Below are 17,813 nucleotides of genomic sequence, written 5' to 3' on the forward strand. Positions count from 1 at the left end.
CCTGTGTGCCCTCTCAGCCCGTCTCAGCCTCGCCACAGGATCACCCGCATAGTGTGCGGGATCATGACGAGGGGCACGGCGAGCACACCGCGCGTCTCCGCAGCGTTCCGGTGGTCGTCGCGGGCGGGGTATGCGGCTCTCGGCTGGGCGCTGCTGTACGGCGGGTTCGGCCTGGTCGCGACGCTGACCGGAACCGCGGTGTTCCACCGTGCCGGCGAGCCGCTGCCGGTCGGACTGAACTGGATCATCGTGGTCGTGGCCGCCTCGGCGTCGGTGTCGGTCCTGGCCGCCGTACGGCCCTGGGGCCGGCGCGTTCCCCGGCCGGTCGTCTCCGTCACGCTGATCGGGCTGTGCGTGCTGACCGGCGCGGCCGCATTCGGCCTGCTGATGGACCTGGTCACGCTCATCTTCGCCCAGAGCGTCGACAACTGGACGGCGACCGTCAACCGGGCCACGGCCGCGATCGGCGTGGTGCTGCTCATCGCCACGACCCGCGTCTATCGTTCCTCCGGCGCCTGCGTGCGATGCGGCGCCGTACACACCTCCCCCACCGTACGGACCAGGCCGGAGCCCACCCCGGCTCCGCCTCGCGTGCGCATGCTGGCCTACGCGGGCGCCGCGGCGTTCCTGCCGTACGCGGCCATGAAGACGACCTGGGCGCTGGGCGGGACCTTCGCCGGCGTCAGCGGAGCGCAGGCGCTGGCGACGATGGAGCGCAACGGCGCCTCCGGGGTGATGCTCACCCTCGAACGCTGGGGCGTCGACGCCACGGTGCTGCTGGCCGCGCTCGGGGTGTTCCTCATCTTCGGCCTGGTACGTCCGTGGGGACAGGTATTTCCCCGGTGGACGCCCGCCCTGCGCGGCCGGCGGGTGCCGCGCTGGCTGCCGCTGGCCCCCGCGCTGATCGGCGCCGCCACACTCGCGCCCTACGGAGCGGTCGGACTCGTCTACGCCGCCCTCGGCACCTCAGGTGCGATAACCGTCTCCCGGGGAGACTTCCCCACCCCGGAAGACGCCCTGCTGGTGACCTGGATCGGGCTGGGCGCCTTCGCGGTGTACGGCATCGCCCTGGCCGTGGCCGCCCGCTCCTACCTGCGCCGCACCCGGCCGATCTGCGCGCCCCCCGGAGCGGCCGCGGCAGGCGTCTCGAACCGCTAGCCGTCCCGCCGGAGGGTGACCGCCCAGGCGGCACCGACGAACGTCACGGCCCACGCCACGACCACCGACAACCCCACCGGCCGATCCAGCGCGAGGTGCGGCCCCTCGGGCATTCCGAGGAAGCTCAGCGTCGCCTCGTGCGGCAGCAGCCGCGTCACCTCGGGGCTGAGACCCCGCAGCAGCGGGGAGACCAGGACAGGGAGGACGACCAGCACGGCCAGCGGAGTGACGACGGTCCTCACCAGCATGGCGAACCCGTACGCCACCAGGCCGAGCAGCAGGTAGGCCGTCACCTCAGCGGACAGGCCGCCGGTCGCCTCGGCCACGTCCGCGCCGCCGAGTGCGCGCCGGGTGAGGTGGCCCGGCAGCACGACGAGGATCGCCGCGACCGTGAGGATCCCCAGAACCGCCAGGAGCTTCGCCAGGAAGAACCGGTTGCGGTCCGGTGCCGCCAGGAGGCTCACCCGAACCTGGCCGCCCCGGTACTCACCGCCCGCCGCGAAGACCGGCACGGCCACGAAGGCGTACACCGGGGCGAGCAGTACGGTGCCGAACTGCGTGATCGCGGCTGTCCGCCCGCCTGAACCGGCGATGCGGACGACATCCGTGGCCGCCGGCAGAGCGAGCAGCGTGTCGGCCGCCAGAGTGAGGGCGAGCACGATCCACGTCGCGGGCAGGGTGCGGATCTTGGTGAGCTCGGCGCGGACGAGATCGGTCAGTCTGATCCCGCCCGTGTCCGGCACGCCGGTCGGGGCGGCGGTCATCGTGCGTCCCGCCGGCAGAGGGCGGTCGCCGCCACGGCGGTGGCCAGCAGCGGCCAGGTGACGAGGACGACCATGGCGTGTCCAGGACCGGCGGACAACCTGAGGCTCTCGTCGGGCACGAGGATCAGGTTGCGGCCCGCGCTGAGCGGGACCAGCGCGTCCAGGGCCGGGGTGAAGACGGCCAGGATCTGACTCATGGTCAACACGGTCAGCGCCACCGTGACCAGGATGCCGATGAGAGTGCTACGGGCGATCATGGTGATGGCGAAGGTGGTGAGACCGCTCAGGACCGCGTAGGCGAGGAACTTCACCTGGGCGGTCCACGCCTCCGCGCTCACCGGCAGGCCGGGATTCCAGTCCTTGATCGACAAGTACACGAACGCCGTGCTGATCGCGGCGATGACGATGGAGACGAACAGCAGGAACCCGCCGACGGCCAGCACCTTCGCACCGGCCAGCAGCCCTCGCCGCGGAACCGCGAGCAGGGACGTCCCGAGCTGACCGGCGCGGAACTCCTGACCCGCGACGACCGCGGCGACGCAGGGCAGGAACAGGCACATCTGGAACGACGACGCGGCCAGGTACTCGACGAGCGCCTCCCGGGCGGGCCGTACGATGCCGGGGAACCGCTCGATCATGCCGTCTGCGGTGATCTCGCGCACCGCCTCCGTCTCGGCGTCCAGGTTCTGGAGCCCCAGGAGCACATGCAGGCCGACGACGGCGCCGGAGATGAGCCACACCGCACGAAGTGTGACGACCTTCCCCAGTTCCGCCCGAGTCGCGGCCGCCAGGTCCCTCACCATTCCCCCCGGCCTCCCCGGCCTCCCCGGCCTCCCAGACCTCTCCGGTCCCCGGTGAGCGCGAAGAACGCCGACTCCAGCGACTCGTGTCCCGCGCTGATGTCGTCCAGCGAGCCGTGCGCGACGATCCGGCCTCCGGCGATCACGATCGCGTCGTCGGCGGTGCCGGCCGTCTCCGCCATCAGATGGCTGGAGAGCAGCACGGTACGGCCGGACGCGGCGTATTCGCGTAGGAGGTCGCGCACCCAGCGGATGCCGTCCGGGTCGAGCCCGTTCACCGGCTCGTCCAGCACCAGGACCTCCGGGTCGCCGAGCAGCGCCGCGGCGATCCCGAGCCGCTGCCCCATGCCGAGCGAGTAGCCCTTCACCCGCTGCCCGGCCGCACCGGTCAGGCCCACCAGATCGAGCACCTCGCGCACCCGGCGGCGCGGTATCCGGTTGCTCTGCGCGATCCAGGCCAGGTGGTCGACGCCGCGGCGCTCGGGCACCGGCCCCGCCCCGTCCAACAGCGCCCCGACCGTGCGCAACGGGTGGCGCAGATCGCGATAACGCCTGCCGCCGATCAGCGCGGTGCCGCCGTCCGGGTGGTCCAGACCGAGCAGCAGGCGCAGGGTCGTCGATTTGCCCGCCCCGTTCGGACCGAGGAAGCCGGTGACCCGGCCGGGCCTGACGGTGAAACCGACGTCGTCCACTGCCAGTTTTCTGCCGTACCGCTTGGTGAGCCGCGCGACCTCTATCATCCCTCACCTCGTGTCTCGTGTCGGAGCACTCAGCATCCGGCGAGGCGGCGAGCGGGCGCGTCACCCGGAAGTAGACAGTCGAAGCGGACAGTCGAAGCGGACAGTCGAAGCGGACAGTCAACGCGGCTCGTGCAGCAGTCCCGCCTCGTAGGCGAGCACGGCCAGATGGGTGCGGTCCCTGACGTCCAGCTTGGCGAAGACCCGGCGCAGGTAGGTACGGACCGTCTCCAAGCTCAGGCACAGCTCGTCCGCAATCTCCTGGTTGGAGCGGCCGCGGGCGACCAGCCGGATCACCTGCAACTCCCGCTCCGACAGCACCTGCCGGGTGAACACGTGCCGCTCGTCAGGCCGGCGCGGGCGGAACCGGTCCAGCAGCCGCACGGTCACCTCCGGGGCGAGCATCGCGTTCCCTGCGTGCACCGTACGGACCGCATGCAGCAGTTCCATCGGAGACGCGTTCTTCAGCAGGAAGCCCGACGCGCCGAGAGTGAGCGCCTCGTGCACGTACTCGTCCAGATCGAACGTGGTGAGCATCACGACCCGGGTGCCCGTCTCCGCCAGAATGCGCCGTGCCGCCTCCAGTCCACCGGTCCCCGGCATCTGCACGTCCAGCAGCGCGACAGCCGGTTTCAACGCCGCGACCAGCCGGGCCGCCTCCGCTCCGTCTCCGGCCTCTCCGGCGAACCGGAAACCGGGGGTGCGTTCGAACAGCTTCCGGTACGCCTTGCGCAGCCCCACGTCGTCGTCGGCGAGGAAGACGGAGATCGGTTCAGGCTGCGACCCGGTCACGGACCACCCCCGGAAAATACATGATCGGCTCACCGCCGATGCTGCCACGGCCGGCCGTGCCGGGCGACCCGCTCGATCGACGACGCCGACGACCGGCCACCCAGGCGGGCCCGGCGGGAACGACCCCCTCGATCCGCCGCCGTCATGAAACGCTTTCGGCGGGCAACCGGGCCTCCACCTCGAAACCGCCCTCGGGGCGGGCGCCCCACACCACCGTTCCGCCCACCAGCCGGGCCCGTTCCCGCATGCCCCGCAGTCCGACCCCCGAACCGGCGGCCGCCACCCGGCCGCCCGCCCTCCGGGCGCCACCGTCCCGGACCCGTACCACCAGCACGTCGCCCTCCCGGCGTACCCGCACCGTGCACCGCGCGCCCGGGGCGTGCCGCACCACGTTGCTCAACGCCTCCTGCGCGATCCGGAACGCCACCACGCCCACCCCGTCGTCGATCGCTCCGCCCACGTCGATGCGGGCGTCCACCTCGACGCCTGCGGCCCGGGTCACCTCGACGACCTCCGCGAGCCCGCCCAGGCCGGGCTTCGACTCACCGTCCGGGACGCGCAGTGTGCGCACCAGTCCCTGCACGTCCTCCAACGCCTTACGCGCGTGCGCCTCCACCTCCGCCAACGTGTCGCGCAACTCCTCCTCCCGGGCATCCGGCAGGCTGAGGATCACACCCGACTGCGCGAGAACCGTCCCGAGCGCATGCCCGACCACATCGTGGACATCCCGCGCCACCTCCAGCTGCACCCGCATCCGCTCGGCCTCCCGCGCGATCGCGATCTGCCTGCCGGTGGCGGTGCCGAGCAGCCAGGCCACGCTCAGCGCGGCCACCGCGAGCACCACCTGCCGCCCCGGCCCGGCCGCTTCCCCCTCCGGCACCCCGGTGACCATCGCCAGCCCCGCGAACAGCCCGGCCAGCACCCCGGCCACGGCCCTGGTGCGCCGTGCCCGCTCGATCGCGAGCGGGTACAGGCACCAGGCCGTAGCCAGCATGGGGTCCTGGCAGACCCCCAGCACCGTGCCGATGACGGTGACCGCCCCGGCGGTCAGCGTCGCCTCGAACGGCAGCCGCCAGCGCAGCACCATCGCCCCGGCCGTCACCCCGGCCAGCACCGCCCCCGCCACCGCCGGTGGCCACGTCCCGGCGCCGGCCGTCGGCCACACCCAGAAAACCCCCGCGACGCCGACCGCCGCGACGCCGTCCACCAACGGCCGCATCATCCCCCGCACGCCAAGCACCGTAGGCGAATGACCACATATCAGCCACAGTCCGTACGCTCCGCCGGACGGTGAGACGGTCCGGCTCCGCCGGAGTACATCAAGCCGTCCGGGCGGGTTCGCCCTGCCGTGGTCGTAGTTCCGCATGTCGTTCTGCATGGTGTCTCCCCCGGGTGCTTGCTTGCATTGCGTGCAGGAGAGCCGAGCGCCGCCGGTGACCGCCGGATGGAGCAGAGGCACACGCAGCGGACCGCTGATCTCGTTGGGACCCCCTTTCCTTCCATCTGTGGAGCGATCATGGACAAGCCTGTCCTCGAACCTGCGGCGCAGGCCTTCGCCGAAGCCACCGCGCAGCCGCCGTACCTGTTCCAGATCCCGCCGAGCGAGGGCCGCAAGGCCGTCGACGACGTGCAGTCCGGTCCGATCGACAAGCCCGCCGTGGACGAGGAGTGGGTGACGGTCCCCGGCGGCCCCACGGGTGAGGTCAGGGCCCGCATCGTCCGCCCGGCGGGCAGCACGGGCGCGCTGCCGGTGGTCGTCTACATCCACGGTGCGGGCTGGGTCTTCGGCAACGCCCACACCCATGACCGGCTGGTGCGCGAGCTCGCGGTGGGCGCCGGGGCCGCGGTCGTCTTTCCCGAGTACGAGCTGTCGCCCGAGCACCGCTACCCGGTCGCCATCGAGCAGAACTGGACGGTGGCGCAGTGGATCGTCGCCGAGGGCGCGGCCAGGGGCCTGGACGCCTCCCGGATCGCGGTGGCCGGTGACTCGGTGGGCGGCAACATGAGCGCCGCCCTGACGCTGATGGCCAAGCAGCGCGGCGGGCTGCCGCTGGTTCAGCAGGTGCTGTTCTACCCGGTGACCGACGCCTCCTTCGACACCGGCTCCTACCACCGGTTCGCCGAGGGCTACTTCCTGCGCCGGGACGCCATGCAGTGGTTCTGGGACCAGTACACCACCGACGAGGCGCAGCGCGCCGAGATCACCGCCTCCCCGCTGCGGGCCACCGCCGAAGAACTGACCGGCCTGCCCCCGGCGCTGATCATCACCGCCGAGGCGGACGTGCTGTGCGATGAGGGGGAGGCGTACGCCGACAAGCTGCGCGCCGCCGGAGTGCCGGTGACCGCCGTGCGTTACCTGGGCATCATCCACGACTTCGTCATGCTCAACGCGCTGCGCGAGACGTACGCGGCCGACTCGGCGATCGACCTGGCCATCGGCACGCTGCGCCGGGCCCTGGCCACGAACTGAGACGTCTCGGCGCCCTCGCCGAGCACCCGGTGGACACCCCGCCGCCGCGCATCGCCCCTCCCCTCTCCCCTCCTCATCTCAAGGACGGATTCATGTCATCGACCTCCCAGGCGTCCTACGCCCGTGACCTCGCCCAGATCGAACGCGCCAACGCCTCCGGCCGGATCCCGGTCGTCTTCGTGCACGGGTTGTGGCTGCTGCCCACCAGCTGGGACCGGTGGACGCAGGTGTTCGACGAGGCCGGCTACGCGCCCGTCGCGCCCGGCTGGCCCGACGACCCCGACACCGTGGCCGAGGCCAACGCCCACCCCGAGGTGTTCGCGCACAAGACCGTCGGCCAGGTGGCCGACCACTACTGCGACCTGATCGGCAAGCTGGAGCGCAGGCCCGCCATCGTCGGCCACTCCTTCGGCGGCCTGCTCACCCAGATCCTGGCCGGGCGCGGCATGTCGATCGCGTCGGTCGCGATCGACCCCGCCCCGTTCCAGGGCGTGCTGCCGCTGCCGGTCTCCTCGCTGCGCTCGGCCGCGCCGGTGCTGACCAACCCGGCCAACATCCACCGGGCCGTCCCGCTCACCTACGAGCAGTTCCGCTACGCCTTCGCCAACGCCGTCGGCGAAGAGGAGGCCAAGCAGCTGTACGAGACGTTCGCCGTCCCGGCCCCGGGCGCGCCGCTGTTCCAGGCCGCCGTCGCCAACTTCAACCCGTGGAGCGAGACCAAGGTCGACAGCACCGCGGAGAACCGCGGCCCGCTGCTGCTGATCTCCGGGGAGAAGGACAACACGGTGCCCTGGGCCATCGCCAACGCCTCCTACAAGAAGCAGGCGCGCAACGAGCACCACGTCACCGAGATCATCGAAATGCCCGGCCGCGGCCACTCCCTGACCATCGACAGCGGCTGGCGCGAGGTGTGCGGCACCGCCCTGACCTTCATCCAGCGCTTCGCCGGCCCGTGAAAGGAACCCCCGTGTCCGTCGTCAAGCGCGGCCGCGCCCTCGCCGCCCGTGCGGGCACCCGCACGTGAACGCGCACGGCCATCATGATCCGGCGGTCTTCCGCCGCCGGTTCTGGCTCAGCCTGATCCTGTCGGTGCCGCTGGTCGTCACCAGCCCGATGGTGGGCGAATGGTTCGGCTACACCCTGGACGTGCCCGGCCTGTGGCTGGCCGGGCCCGTCCTTGGCTCGATCGCCTACTTCTACGCCGGCCGGCCGTTCCTGGCCGGCGCCTTCCACGAGATCCACCATCGGGCGCCGGGCATGATGCTGCTCATCTCGATGGCCGTCACCGTCGCCTACGCCGCCTCCCTCGCCACCACCCTCGGCTGGTTCGACCTGGACTTCTGGTGGGAGCTGGCCACGCTGGTCACCGTCATGCTGCTCGGCCACTGGCAGGAGAGCAAGGCCATCGGCCGGGCGCGGGGAGCGCTGTCGGCCCTGGCCGCGCTGCTGCCCGACGAGGCCGAGCTCGCCGACGGCCGCCGCGTCCCGACCGCCGACCTGCACGTGGGTGATCTGGTTCTGGTACGGCCGGGCGGACGCATCCCCGCCGACGGGAGGATCACCGAGGGCCGGGCCGAGCTCGACGAGTCCATGATCACTGGGGAGTCCACGCCGGTCGCCCGGGGCGTCGGGGACACGGTCGTGGCCGGATCGGTCGCCACCGACGCGGTCGTGCGGGTGCGGGTGGAGGCCACCGGCCAGGACACGGCGCTGGCCGGGATCCAGCGGCTGGTCGCCGAGGCCCAGGAGTCCAGGGGCCGCGCCCAGGTGCTGGCCGACCGGTTCGCCGCCGCGTTGTTCTACGTCGCGGTCCTGACCGCCGTCGCCACCTTCGCGGTCTGGTCGATCGCGGGCGAGCCGCGCGAAGCGGTGGTGCGTACGGTGACCGTCCTGGTGATCGCCTGCCCGCACGCCCTGGGCCTGGCCATCCCGCTGGTCGTCGCCCTGTCCACCGCGGTCGCGGCCAAGGCCGGGATCCTGGTCAAGGACCGGCTGGCGCTGGAGCGCATGCGCACGGTGGACGCGGTGCTGTTCGACAAGACCGGCACCCTGACCAAGGGTGCGCACGCCCTCACCGACGTCACCACCCACGGCGGCTTGAGCGAGCAGGCGGCGCTCGACCTGGCCGCGGGCGTCGAAAGCGTCAGCGAGCACCCCCTGGCCAGGGCGATCGTCTCGGCCGCCTCCGCTCCGCGCCCCGCCACCGGCTTCCGGCCGCTGCCCGGACGCGGAGTGCGGGCGGTCGTGGACGGCGTGCCCTACGCCGTGGGCGGCCCGGCGCTGCTGCGCGAGATCGGCGCCCGCGTCCCGGACGGTCTGCCACGCCACAGCGACGGCGCCGCCGTACTGCACCTGATCGCCCTGGACCCGGAGCCGCGCGCCGTCGCGGCCTTCAGCCTGCGGGACGAGATCCGTCCCGAGGCGGTGCAGGCCGTCTCGGAGCTGCGGCGGGAGGACATCGCGTCCATCGTCATGATCACGGGTGATGCCCGGCCCGTCGCCGAGAAGGTCGCGGCCGAACTCGGCATCGACGAGGTCTTCGCCGAAGTCCTGCCCTCCGACAAGGACCGGGCGGTCGCCGGGCTCCAGGACCGCGGGCTGACCGTGGCGATGGTCGGCGACGGTGTCAACGACGCCCCCGCCCTGGCCCGCGCCGACATCGGCATCGCCATCGGCGCGGGCACCGACGTGGCCATCGAGTCGGCGGGCGTCGTGCTGGCCTCCTCCGATCCCCGCGGCGTGGCCGCCGTGGCCCGGTTGTCGCGGGCCTCCTACCGCAAGATGATCCAGAACCTGGCCTGGGCCGCCGGGTACAACCTGATCACCCTGCCGCTCGCCGCGGGCGTCCTGTCCTGGGCGGGGGTGGCGCTGAGCCCGGCGGTGGGCGCGCTGCTGATGTCCGCCTCGACGGTCGTGGTGGCGCTCAACGCCCAGCTGCTGCGCCGGGTCCGGCTCACTCCACGCGGGTGAGCCGGCGGCCGCCCGGATCCGCCGGGCGGCCGAGGCCCGCGGCGACGTCGCTCTCGCGCGACAGCGGTGAGGCATCCCTGCGCGTCAGGGTACGGCGGCCGCCAGATCGCGGCAGCGGGCGCTCGCCTCGGCGTGCCCGATCGTCTGGTACACCTCGGCCGCCCGCGCGTAGGCGTCGCGGCTCTCATCGGTCCGGTCCTCCTCGGCCAGCAGGCCCGCCAGGGTCTCCAGGGAACGGGCCTGCTGGACGGGCAACCGGGCCTGCTCCATGAGGCCGATCGCCTCGGTGAGCTTGGTGATCGCCTCGGACCGGTCGCCGAGCAGTCCCAGACACTCGCCGATGCGGGCCAGCGCGATCGGCCGGGTGAACGCCGCGACGTCCGGCCTGATCCCCGACCGGTCGTCGTCCAGCAGGGCCCACAGCTGGAGGTACCGCTCCAGTGCCCTGCCGTAGTGTCCGGCGTCGCGAAGGCAGGTGCCGAGGGCACCGAGGCACTGACTGTAGGTATCGACGTCGCCGTTGGCCTTGAAGATCTCCGCCGCCCGGGTCTCCGCCGCGATGGCCTCATCGAGCCGCCCCAGCCTCCGAAGCGCGCCTCCCGCGATGTGGTGGGCCGAGGCGAGCTGCGCCGTGGCGGCGTTCCGGGCGGCGAGGTCTATCGCCTGGGCCGTGTAGCTCAGCGCGGTCTCCGGGTCGTCCCTCGGCACCAGGTGCGCCCAGGCCACCTGGTTCAGCAGTCTGGCCTGCCGGACCGGATCGCCCAGGGCGGCGGCGGCCTCGGCGCCGAGGGTGAAGACCTCATGCCAATGTGGCGCGTGCATCCACCGGTCGGAGAACCAGTACATCGAATCGGCCACCTCGACGACCGTCGCGTGCTCGCCTCGACGAGCCGCCGAGTGCAGCGCCTCCAGCCAGGCCGTCCCCTCCACCCGTAGCCAGTCGCCCGCCTCCTGCTGACTGCCGAACGTGACCAGGGAACGCCACTCCGGCGGCGACGCGCCGTAGTCGGGCTCGAACCAGCGCCCGGCCACGGTGGCCACCTCCAGCAGCCAGTCGTCCATGCGCCGGCGGGCCTGCCGCTGCAGCGCGATGGGCTCCTCCTCCGCCAGTCGTGCCCGGGCGAACAGCCGGACCAGATTGTGGAAGTGGTAACGGCCCGCGTAGGGCGACTGCAGCAGACTGAGGTCGACCAGTTCTTCCAGGGCGTCCTCGGCCTCGTCCAGGCCGGTTTCCGCCAGGATCGCGGCCAGCGGCACGCCGAAGTCCGGCGCCGTGACCAGAGCCAGCCGCCGGAAGCTCACCCGGGCCGGGAGCGACAGCTGCCGATACGACAGCGCGAACGCGGCGGCCACCGACAGATCCCCCGCCGACAGCGACTCCACGCGCCGTTCCTCATCACTCAGCCTCGCGGCCAGCTGCCCGACCGTCCAGCCGGGCCGGGTCAGCAGCCGGTTGCCGGCGATCCGCAGTGCCAGCGGCAGGTTCCCGCACAACTTCGCCACCTGGTCGACGCCCCCGGGATCGGCCGCCGCCCGCTGCGCGCCGACGATCGCACCCAGCAGCCGGACGGACTCCTCGGCCGACAGGTTCGCCAGCGGCACCTGGTGGACTCCCTCCAGTCCGGCCAGGACCTTGCGGCTCGTGACGATCGTCATCCCGGACCCGTCCGCCGGCAGCAGCGGGCGTACCTGCGCCTCGTGGGCGGCGTTGTCCAGGACGATGAGGCAGCGCCGATCACGCAGCAGGGCGCGGTAGTGTCCCGCGCGCTCTTCCTCATCCCCCGGAATGCGCTGCTCGGGCACCCCCAGGGCCTTGAGCAGCCGTGACAGCACCGCTGCGGGATTCAGCGGGACGCTGTCCATGCCGCGCAGGTCCACGTAGTAGCGGCCGTCGGGGAACGACTCGGCCAGCTGCCCGGCGGCGTGCACGGCCAGGGCCGTCTTCCCGACTCCGGCGGTGCCGGAGACCGCGGCCACCACCGCGGCCTCCCCGGTCCCGGCCTGCTCGGCGAGGTGGCGCAGCAGCCGCAGTTCCTCCGCGCGACCGGTGAAGTCCCCCACACCGCGAGGCAGCTCACACGCACCCGGCGGCGGACCCATCGGCCGGGGCCGGCCCGCCCGTGCGGCCTCCGACAGCGTCACCCGCTGCTCGTCGTCGAGCCGTAGGGCTCCGGCCAGCGCCTCCACCGTGCGCTGTTGCGGGCCGCGGCTCGTCCCGCGCTCCATGTCGCTGATGGCCCGCACGCTCACGCCGGAGGCGTGGGAGAGCTCCTCGATCGTCAGCTTCGCGGCCTGCCGCAACCGTCGCAGGAGCAGGCCGAACGAGCTGACCATCCGTCCTCCTCCAAACCGCCCGCCCTCCGGCCACCGGTCCGCGATCCGATGCGCCGGCCCCCCGCGCCGTTGCGGTGCCCTCCCCCTCACGTCAGTCCGACGAAGAGGCTTCAGTACGACGAAGAGGTTAAGGCCGTACGTAACCGATGAGCAGCCGTCAACCGACGTACGCCGGCATATCCCGCCACCCGGTCTCATCAGCCGGACGACTTAATGTCCGACTTACCCGGCCATGGGAGAATGCGGAGGTGACGTTGGGGGCCTTGTACGGTCGCGACAGGGAACTGGCCGTCATCCACGATCTCCTCGACGGGATCGACGACCGCGGCGGGGCGATCGTGGTGCGGGGCGAGCCGGGCATCGGCAAGTCCGCGCTCCTGCGAGCGGCCGCGGCAGGAGCCGGGCGACGAGCGATGGCCGTGTCGGTCGCCGCCGGGGTCGAGGCCGAGACCCATCTCCCCTTCGCCGGACTGCACCAGTTGCTCATGCCGCTGCTGGAGTCGGCGGACGTGCTTCCCGCCAGGCAGCGTGAGGCCCTGTTCGGCGCGTTCGGCATGGGGCCGGCCGAATCGCCGGAGTTCTTCCTCATCGCGCTGGCCACCCTCAACCTGCTCGGCGACGCGGCGGCGGCCCGCGGGCCGCTGCTGATCACCGTCGACGACGTCCAGTGGCTGGATCGCTCCACGGTGGACGTGCTGGGATTCGTCGCCCGGCGGCTCGCGTCGGAACCCATCGCGCTGGTCCTGGCGGTACGCGATGGATACGCCACCGGCCTCGACACATCCGGTCTGCCCGAACTGCGGCTGGGAGGACTGCCGCCGGAGGCCGCGCAAGCACTGCTCGACACCGTGACTCCCGGGCTGGCGGCGGGGACGCGCCGGCGGTTACTGGCCGAGGCGATGGGCAACCCGCTCGCGCTCGTCGAGTTACCGCTCGCGCTGCACGAGGATCCCGGACGGGCCGAGGCGGAGTTCCTGCCGCTCACCGAACGGCTGGAGCGGGCGTTCGCGGCCCGCAGCGCCGACCTGCCCGCTTCCACCCGGACGCTGTTGCTGGCCGCGGCGGCCGACGACGGTGACGCGGTGGCCGACCTGCTGGCCGCGGCCACGACGATCACCGGCACACCGGTCCCGTTCGCCGCCCTGCTCCCGGCCGCCGAGGCGGGGCTGGTGCACCTCGACGAACGATCCGTCCGCTTCCATCATCCCCTGGTGCGTTCGGCGATCTACCAGCGGGCCGAACCCCCTGAGCGGCTGGCCGTACACGCCGCGCTGGCCGTGGTGCACGCCGCGGACCCCGACCGCAGAGGCTGGCACCGGGCGGCCGCGGCAGGCAGAAGAGACGAGCGGGTGGCGGGCGAGCTGGAGTCCGTGGCCGCCCGCGCGCGCGGACGCGGCGCGATCCCGGTGGCCGTGACCGCGCTGCAGCGGGCGGCCGAGCTGAGCGAGGAGGCGTCCACCCGCGGGCGGCGGCTGCTGCACGCGGCCGAGCTGACCTTCGAGCTGGGCCGCGGCGACCTGGTCGGTACGCTGCTCGGTCAGGTGGAGCGGTCGGACCTGGGCCCCGTCGAGCGGGCCAGGCTGACGTGGCTGCGCGAGATGCTGGAGGAGGAGCCCGGCGCGGGGGCGCCCAGGGTGCTGGAGCTGCTGGACACGGCGGACGCCTGCGAGGCCGCCGGTGATCACACGCTCGCCTTGAACATCGTCCGTGCGGCGGCGGTGCGCTGCTGGTGGGCCGACCCGGGATGGGAGATCCGCGCACGGGTCATCGCCGCGGCCGAACGGCTGTCGGCCGACCCGGGCGATCCGCGGCTGCTCGCGGTGCTCGGCCTCGCCGGACCGGCCGAGCGCGGGACGGACGTCATCGAACGCCTCGCCGAGGCCGACCTCTCCGGCTCCGACGCCACCGTCGCCCGGCTGAGCGGACAGGCGGCCACGGCCGTCGGCGCGTTCGATCTCTCCACGCACTTCCTCAGTGCCTCGATCACCGAACTGCGCACGCAGGGCCGCCTCGGGCTGCTCGCCCAGACGCTGGTGAGCCAGGCGTACACGACCGTCCACGGCACGGAGTGGACGGTGGCGACGCTCGCCGCGGAGGAGGCCGAGCGGCTGGCCGGGGAAACCGGGCAGCCGCGCTGGGCGGCCGCCGCGCAGACGGTGATGGCGCTGCTGGCCGGGCTGCGTGGCGAACACCAGCGCGCCTCCGCGCTGGCCGCGGCGGCCGAGAAGACCGTGGTCGCGCTGGGCAACCGCTCCGGCCTCGCCCTGCTGCAGTACGCCCGCGGCGTGACCGCGCTCTGCGCCGGCCGGCACGCCGCGGCGTACGACCACCTGTGGCGCCTGTTCGACCGGGGCGACGTGGCCTGCCATCCGTTCATCCGCTGCTGGGCGATCGGCGACCTGGCCGAGGCCGCACTCGGCGCCGGGCGGCGCGAGGCGGGCCGGGCAGCGGTCGCCGGGCTGGAGGAGGTGGCGACGCTGACCCGCTCGCCCATCCTGCACATCGGCCTGCGGTATGCCAGGGCCCTGCTGGCCGAGGACGACCGGGCCGAGCCGCTCTATCAGGAGGCGCTCGCCGCCGACCTGTCGGCGTGGCCGGTGGCGCGGGCTCGCCTGCTGCTCATGTACGGCAACTGGCTGCGCCGCCGGCGCCGTGCGATCGAGGCACGGACACCGCTGCGGCAGGCGCGCGAGACGTTCGACGCGCTCGGCCTGCCGCCCTGGGGCGAACTCGCGCGCCAGGCGCTCCGCGCCGCAGGCGAGAGCAGCGCCAGACGCCGGCCGCCGGCCTCCGACCGGCTCACGGCGCAGGAACTGCAGATCGCCCGCCTCGCCGCGGAAGGCCTGTCCAACCGCGAGATCGGCCAGCTGCTCTATCTGTCGCACCGCACCGTCGGAACGCACCTGTACCGGCTTTTCCCCAAGCTCGGCATCACCTCACGCGCCCAGCTGCGCGACGCCCTCGAAACGCAGCCGAACAGCCCCCGTGGTGTCGGTCAGAAGCGGGCGGACCGCTTGCCGCACGGACCCGGAAGCCACCCGGAGCGCCACCGGGAGCCCTATGTTCGCTCGGGGGTCGCTCGCATGCCACGGGACGGCGCGGCACGCGATGACGCAGTCTGACAGGACAGAAAGGACGACCTGGGGCGGGTGCGTCGGAACACGGCCATGGATCTCTTGGGCAGACTGGAGACGCGCCGGGCCGGGGTTGCGGCGTCTGTACGGGGAACGGTTCCGTCCTTGCTGGGGGTGCTCGGCGCTGAGGCGACGGTCTTGAGGCCGACATCCTCAGCCACCACCCCGGCCACCGCTTCGACCTGGTCTTCTGCGCCGAGACCCTCTGCTACCTGGGACGCGGCGACCGCATCCGTCAGGCCTCGGCCCGGCTGGGCGGCCTCGGCGCCCCCGCCACGCCGTCCCGGCCGGTGACGGGCGTTCGTCACCGGCCCCGGATCTCGGAGGTCGAGGTCAGGCGGTGGGGAAGGGACCCTGGTACTCGGTGCAGTCGGAGACGCCGTCGCCGTCGAGGTCGACGCGCACCTCGTCGGTGAGGGGAGGCCTCCAGAGCGGTCCGCCACAGCTCGTGATTTCCCGTCGCGCGTGAGATCCGCCGCCTGATATGGTCTCGATCATGGTTTATGCGTTCATCCGTCTTCGGACTGTCTGAGACGGTGTCCCGCCGGTCGCTCAGCGACCGACGGCGGTCGAGGCGATCCCGCTGAGGCGATCCGCCGTCGACGTCGCGGCCTGAATTCCGCGCGCCGCGTTCCGCCCGGCCGACCCGTCGTTCACGCACCCGCCCACCGGCGCACGCAGCCGTGTTCCGTCCTCGGCGATCCGCCATGGTCCGGGCCGGTGCCGTCTCCCTCCGCTTCAATCCGATCGGACTGATTCATATGCCATACATCTCGACCGACTCCTCGCACCCCCGATCCGCGTCCGGCACCGCTCCCACATTCGTGCTGGTCCACGGTTCCGGTTCCAGTTCCTTCATGTGGTCCTCCGTCCAGCGCGAACTCGCGCTGCTCGGGCACCGCAGCCTCGCCGTCGACCTGCCGGGGCACGGCCTCGACGCGCAGTATCCCGTCGCCTACCAGGCTCCGCAGGACCTCGATGCGTGGGCGGCCGAGCCGTCGACGCTGGCCGGGGTCACCCTCCAGGACAACATCGACATGGTCGTCGACGTCGTCCGCCGGGTGGCCGGGCACGGGCCGGTGGTACTGGTGGGCGCCAGCCTCGGAGGGACGACCCTCACCGGAGTCGGCAACACGGTTCCCGACCTGGTGGATCGGCTGGTGTACGTCTCCGCGTGGGCGTGCGTGCAACGGTCGAACCCGATCGAGTACATGCAGGAGCCCGAGTTCGCAGAAAGCCTGATGCCGTCCCTCGCCGCGTTCAACGTCGGAGACCCGGCCCGGCTCGGCGTCGGCCGGGCCAACTACCGCACCGCCGATCCGGAGCTGCTGGCCGGTCTCAAGGCGGCGACCATGGCCGACGTCACCGACGAGCAGTTCAGGGCCTTCCTGAACATCCTGCAGCCGGACGAGTCGATCGCGGTGATGACGGCCGACGCCCGTGGTCACGCCGGCACCTGGGGCACGATCGCCCGCACCTACGTCCGCCTCACCGGTGACCGGTCCATTCCGATCGCCATGCAGGACAGGCTGATCGCCGAGGCCGACGCGCTGACTCCCGGCAACCCCTACGACGTCCACACCCTGGACACCACACACGCGGGGTACGTGTTCAGAGCGGCGGGGGTGGCGGCCATCCTCGACAAGTCAGCGGTCTGACGACGACTCCCGACCCGTGGGTTCTCCCGTACGGGAGAACCCACGGTCATGACCTGGAACAGGTCGTTCACCGCAGAACGGCTCGGCTCAGCATCGCGCGGCAGTACCACCAGAACGCGAAGGACAGGACGCCGACGCCGATGTCGAACAGGCTCATCGACGGCCCGAGGATGTCCCACCGGTCCCGGAAGGCGAACGTGAGGATCAGCAGCAGCAGCTGAGCCAGCGCGGTCGTCAGGGCCAGCGGCACCGCCCAGCGGGAACGCAGGAGCGAAGCCGCCGCCGAGACGACGCCTCCGACGACGTTGAGGGTCCACAGGACGCCGAGACCGAACGGGTAGTCGGTGAAGTAGCCGATCTGAGGCTCCCCGTAGCCCTGGGCGGCCAAGTAGTCCGGGTTCAGGGTGAGCGTGAGCACGTAGTCCCGCGCGCCGCCGATGTAGAGCGCGAGCATGAACAGCCCGAAGACCCACAGATGCCATGGCGCGCGGCCTCGCCGGGGGCTCTCCACCGCGGTCGGTACGACGTCCTCACGCATCATCGTTCCGCTCCTTGTGGGCGTCGAGCACGGTCTCGGCGAGGTGGACGAAGTCGTCGTTGCGCAGCACTGCGATCCCGCGTTCCACGTCCGCCAGCAGCAGCAACGTGTCTCCGGGAACGATCCCGAACATGTCCCGCATGTCCTTCGGGATGACGATCTGGCCGCGATCCCCGACCTTCGCCGTCCCCGCGAGCTTTCCTGGTGGTGGTGGCGTCAACCTGCCTCCATGCGCAATGGTTCCTACTTTTCATACTTTTCACATCGAACCTACAACATGCCCCGGGTGTTGTGCAGTGATCGAAGAAGCCATGGAGCGCCCGACGGGCACGCGGCGATAGCGCCCCGGCAGACCGTCCGGCGTCTGCCCACGGTCGGATATCCGCCTCCACCCAAGGTCGCACCACCCGCTCACACCCGCCGATCAAGATGCGACCCGGGCCAGACGCGCTCCCCCC

14 protein-coding genes are annotated in these 17,813 nt (G+C 72.3%); 6 read left to right on the forward strand and 8 right to left on the reverse strand.

Features of this window, described 5'->3' with window-relative positions; genetic code table 11:
* Window positions 1-63: 63 nt before the first annotated feature.
* Entirely contained in the window at window positions 64-1,158 is a 1,095-nt protein-coding gene (locus Psi01_RS40655; protein WP_204069538.1) for a hypothetical protein, read from the forward strand.
* Here Psi01_RS40655 and Psi01_RS40660 read toward each other — a convergent pair.
* The 5 genes from Psi01_RS40660 to Psi01_RS40680 all read right to left on the reverse strand — a co-directional run bounded on the left by Psi01_RS40660 (window position 1,155) and on the right by Psi01_RS40680 (window position 5,473).
* Window positions 1,155-1,922 carry a hypothetical protein gene (locus Psi01_RS40660; protein WP_204069539.1) on the reverse strand — a complete coding sequence of 256 codons (768 nt, stop codon included), beginning with the start codon at window positions 1,920-1,922 and terminating at the stop codon, window positions 1,155-1,157. The genes Psi01_RS40655 and Psi01_RS40660 overlap by 4 nt on opposite strands.
* Window positions 1,919-2,662, reverse strand: a complete 744-nt coding sequence (locus tag Psi01_RS40665) for an ABC transporter permease (protein ID WP_204069540.1) — start codon at window positions 2,660-2,662, stop codon at window positions 1,919-1,921. Before Psi01_RS40665 ends, Psi01_RS40660 begins: the two co-directional genes overlap by 4 nt.
* Before the next feature lie 56 nt (window positions 2,663-2,718).
* Window positions 2,719-3,462, reverse strand: coding sequence for an ABC transporter ATP-binding protein (locus tag Psi01_RS40670; protein ID WP_204069541.1), 744 nt, complete (start codon window positions 3,460-3,462; stop codon window positions 2,719-2,721).
* A gap of 117 nt (window positions 3,463-3,579) precedes the next feature.
* Window positions 3,580-4,251, reverse strand: coding sequence for a response regulator (locus tag Psi01_RS40675; protein WP_204069542.1), 672 nt, complete (start codon window positions 4,249-4,251; stop codon window positions 3,580-3,582).
* A gap of 142 nt (window positions 4,252-4,393) precedes the next feature.
* Window positions 4,394-5,473: a sensor histidine kinase gene (locus tag Psi01_RS40680; RefSeq protein WP_204069543.1), complete on the reverse strand. Its 1,080-nt coding sequence runs from the start codon at window positions 5,471-5,473 to the stop codon at window positions 4,394-4,396.
* Between the two features lie 294 nt (window positions 5,474-5,767).
* Here Psi01_RS40680 and Psi01_RS40685 point away from each other — a divergent pair, with 294 nt between their 5' ends.
* From Psi01_RS40685 to Psi01_RS40695, 3 genes are all read left to right on the forward strand, one after another.
* Window positions 5,768-6,721: an alpha/beta hydrolase gene (locus Psi01_RS40685; RefSeq protein ID WP_204069544.1), complete on the forward strand. Its 954-nt coding sequence runs from the start codon at window positions 5,768-5,770 to the stop codon at window positions 6,719-6,721.
* 92 nt (window positions 6,722-6,813) lie between these two features.
* Complete coding sequence (locus Psi01_RS40690) at window positions 6,814-7,677, forward strand: alpha/beta hydrolase (RefSeq protein ID WP_204069545.1); 864 nt, start codon at window positions 6,814-6,816, stop codon at window positions 7,675-7,677.
* 64 nt (window positions 7,678-7,741) lie between these two features.
* Window positions 7,742-9,691: a copper-translocating P-type ATPase gene (locus tag Psi01_RS40695; protein WP_239128409.1), complete on the forward strand. Its 1,950-nt coding sequence runs from the start codon at window positions 7,742-7,744 to the stop codon at window positions 9,689-9,691.
* A gap of 84 nt (window positions 9,692-9,775) precedes the next feature.
* Here Psi01_RS40695 and Psi01_RS40700 read toward each other — a convergent pair whose 3' ends face one another.
* On the reverse strand, window positions 9,776-12,025 hold the full coding sequence (locus Psi01_RS40700; protein WP_204069546.1) for an ATP-binding protein: 2,250 nt from the start codon (window positions 12,023-12,025) through the stop codon (window positions 9,776-9,778).
* Window positions 12,026-12,273: 248 nt separating this feature from the next.
* On the opposite strand from Psi01_RS40700, the gene Psi01_RS40705 reads away from it, so the two are divergent.
* Window positions 12,274-15,147 carry a helix-turn-helix transcriptional regulator gene (locus Psi01_RS40705; protein WP_204069547.1) on the forward strand — a complete coding sequence of 958 codons (2,874 nt, stop codon included), beginning with the start codon at window positions 12,274-12,276 and terminating at the stop codon, window positions 15,145-15,147.
* Between the two features lie 773 nt (window positions 15,148-15,920).
* Entirely contained in the window at window positions 15,921-16,817 is an 897-nt protein-coding gene (locus Psi01_RS40710) for an alpha/beta hydrolase (protein WP_239128410.1), read from the forward strand.
* Between the two features lie 67 nt (window positions 16,818-16,884).
* On the opposite strand, the gene Psi01_RS40715 is transcribed toward Psi01_RS40710, so the two are convergent.
* Window positions 16,885-17,358: a hypothetical protein gene (locus Psi01_RS40715; protein ID WP_204069548.1), complete on the reverse strand. Its 474-nt coding sequence runs from the start codon at window positions 17,356-17,358 to the stop codon at window positions 16,885-16,887.
* Window positions 17,348-17,575, reverse strand: coding sequence for an AbrB/MazE/SpoVT family DNA-binding domain-containing protein (locus Psi01_RS40720; protein ID WP_204069549.1), 228 nt, complete (start codon window positions 17,573-17,575; stop codon window positions 17,348-17,350). Before Psi01_RS40720 ends, Psi01_RS40715 begins: the two co-directional genes overlap by 11 nt.
* Between the last annotated feature and the right edge of the window lie 238 nt (window positions 17,576-17,813).

This window comes from Paraplanobispora siamensis (genome assembly GCF_016863175.1).
In the GTDB taxonomy this organism is placed as follows: Bacteria; Actinomycetota; Actinomycetes; order Streptosporangiales; family Streptosporangiaceae; genus Planobispora; species Planobispora siamensis.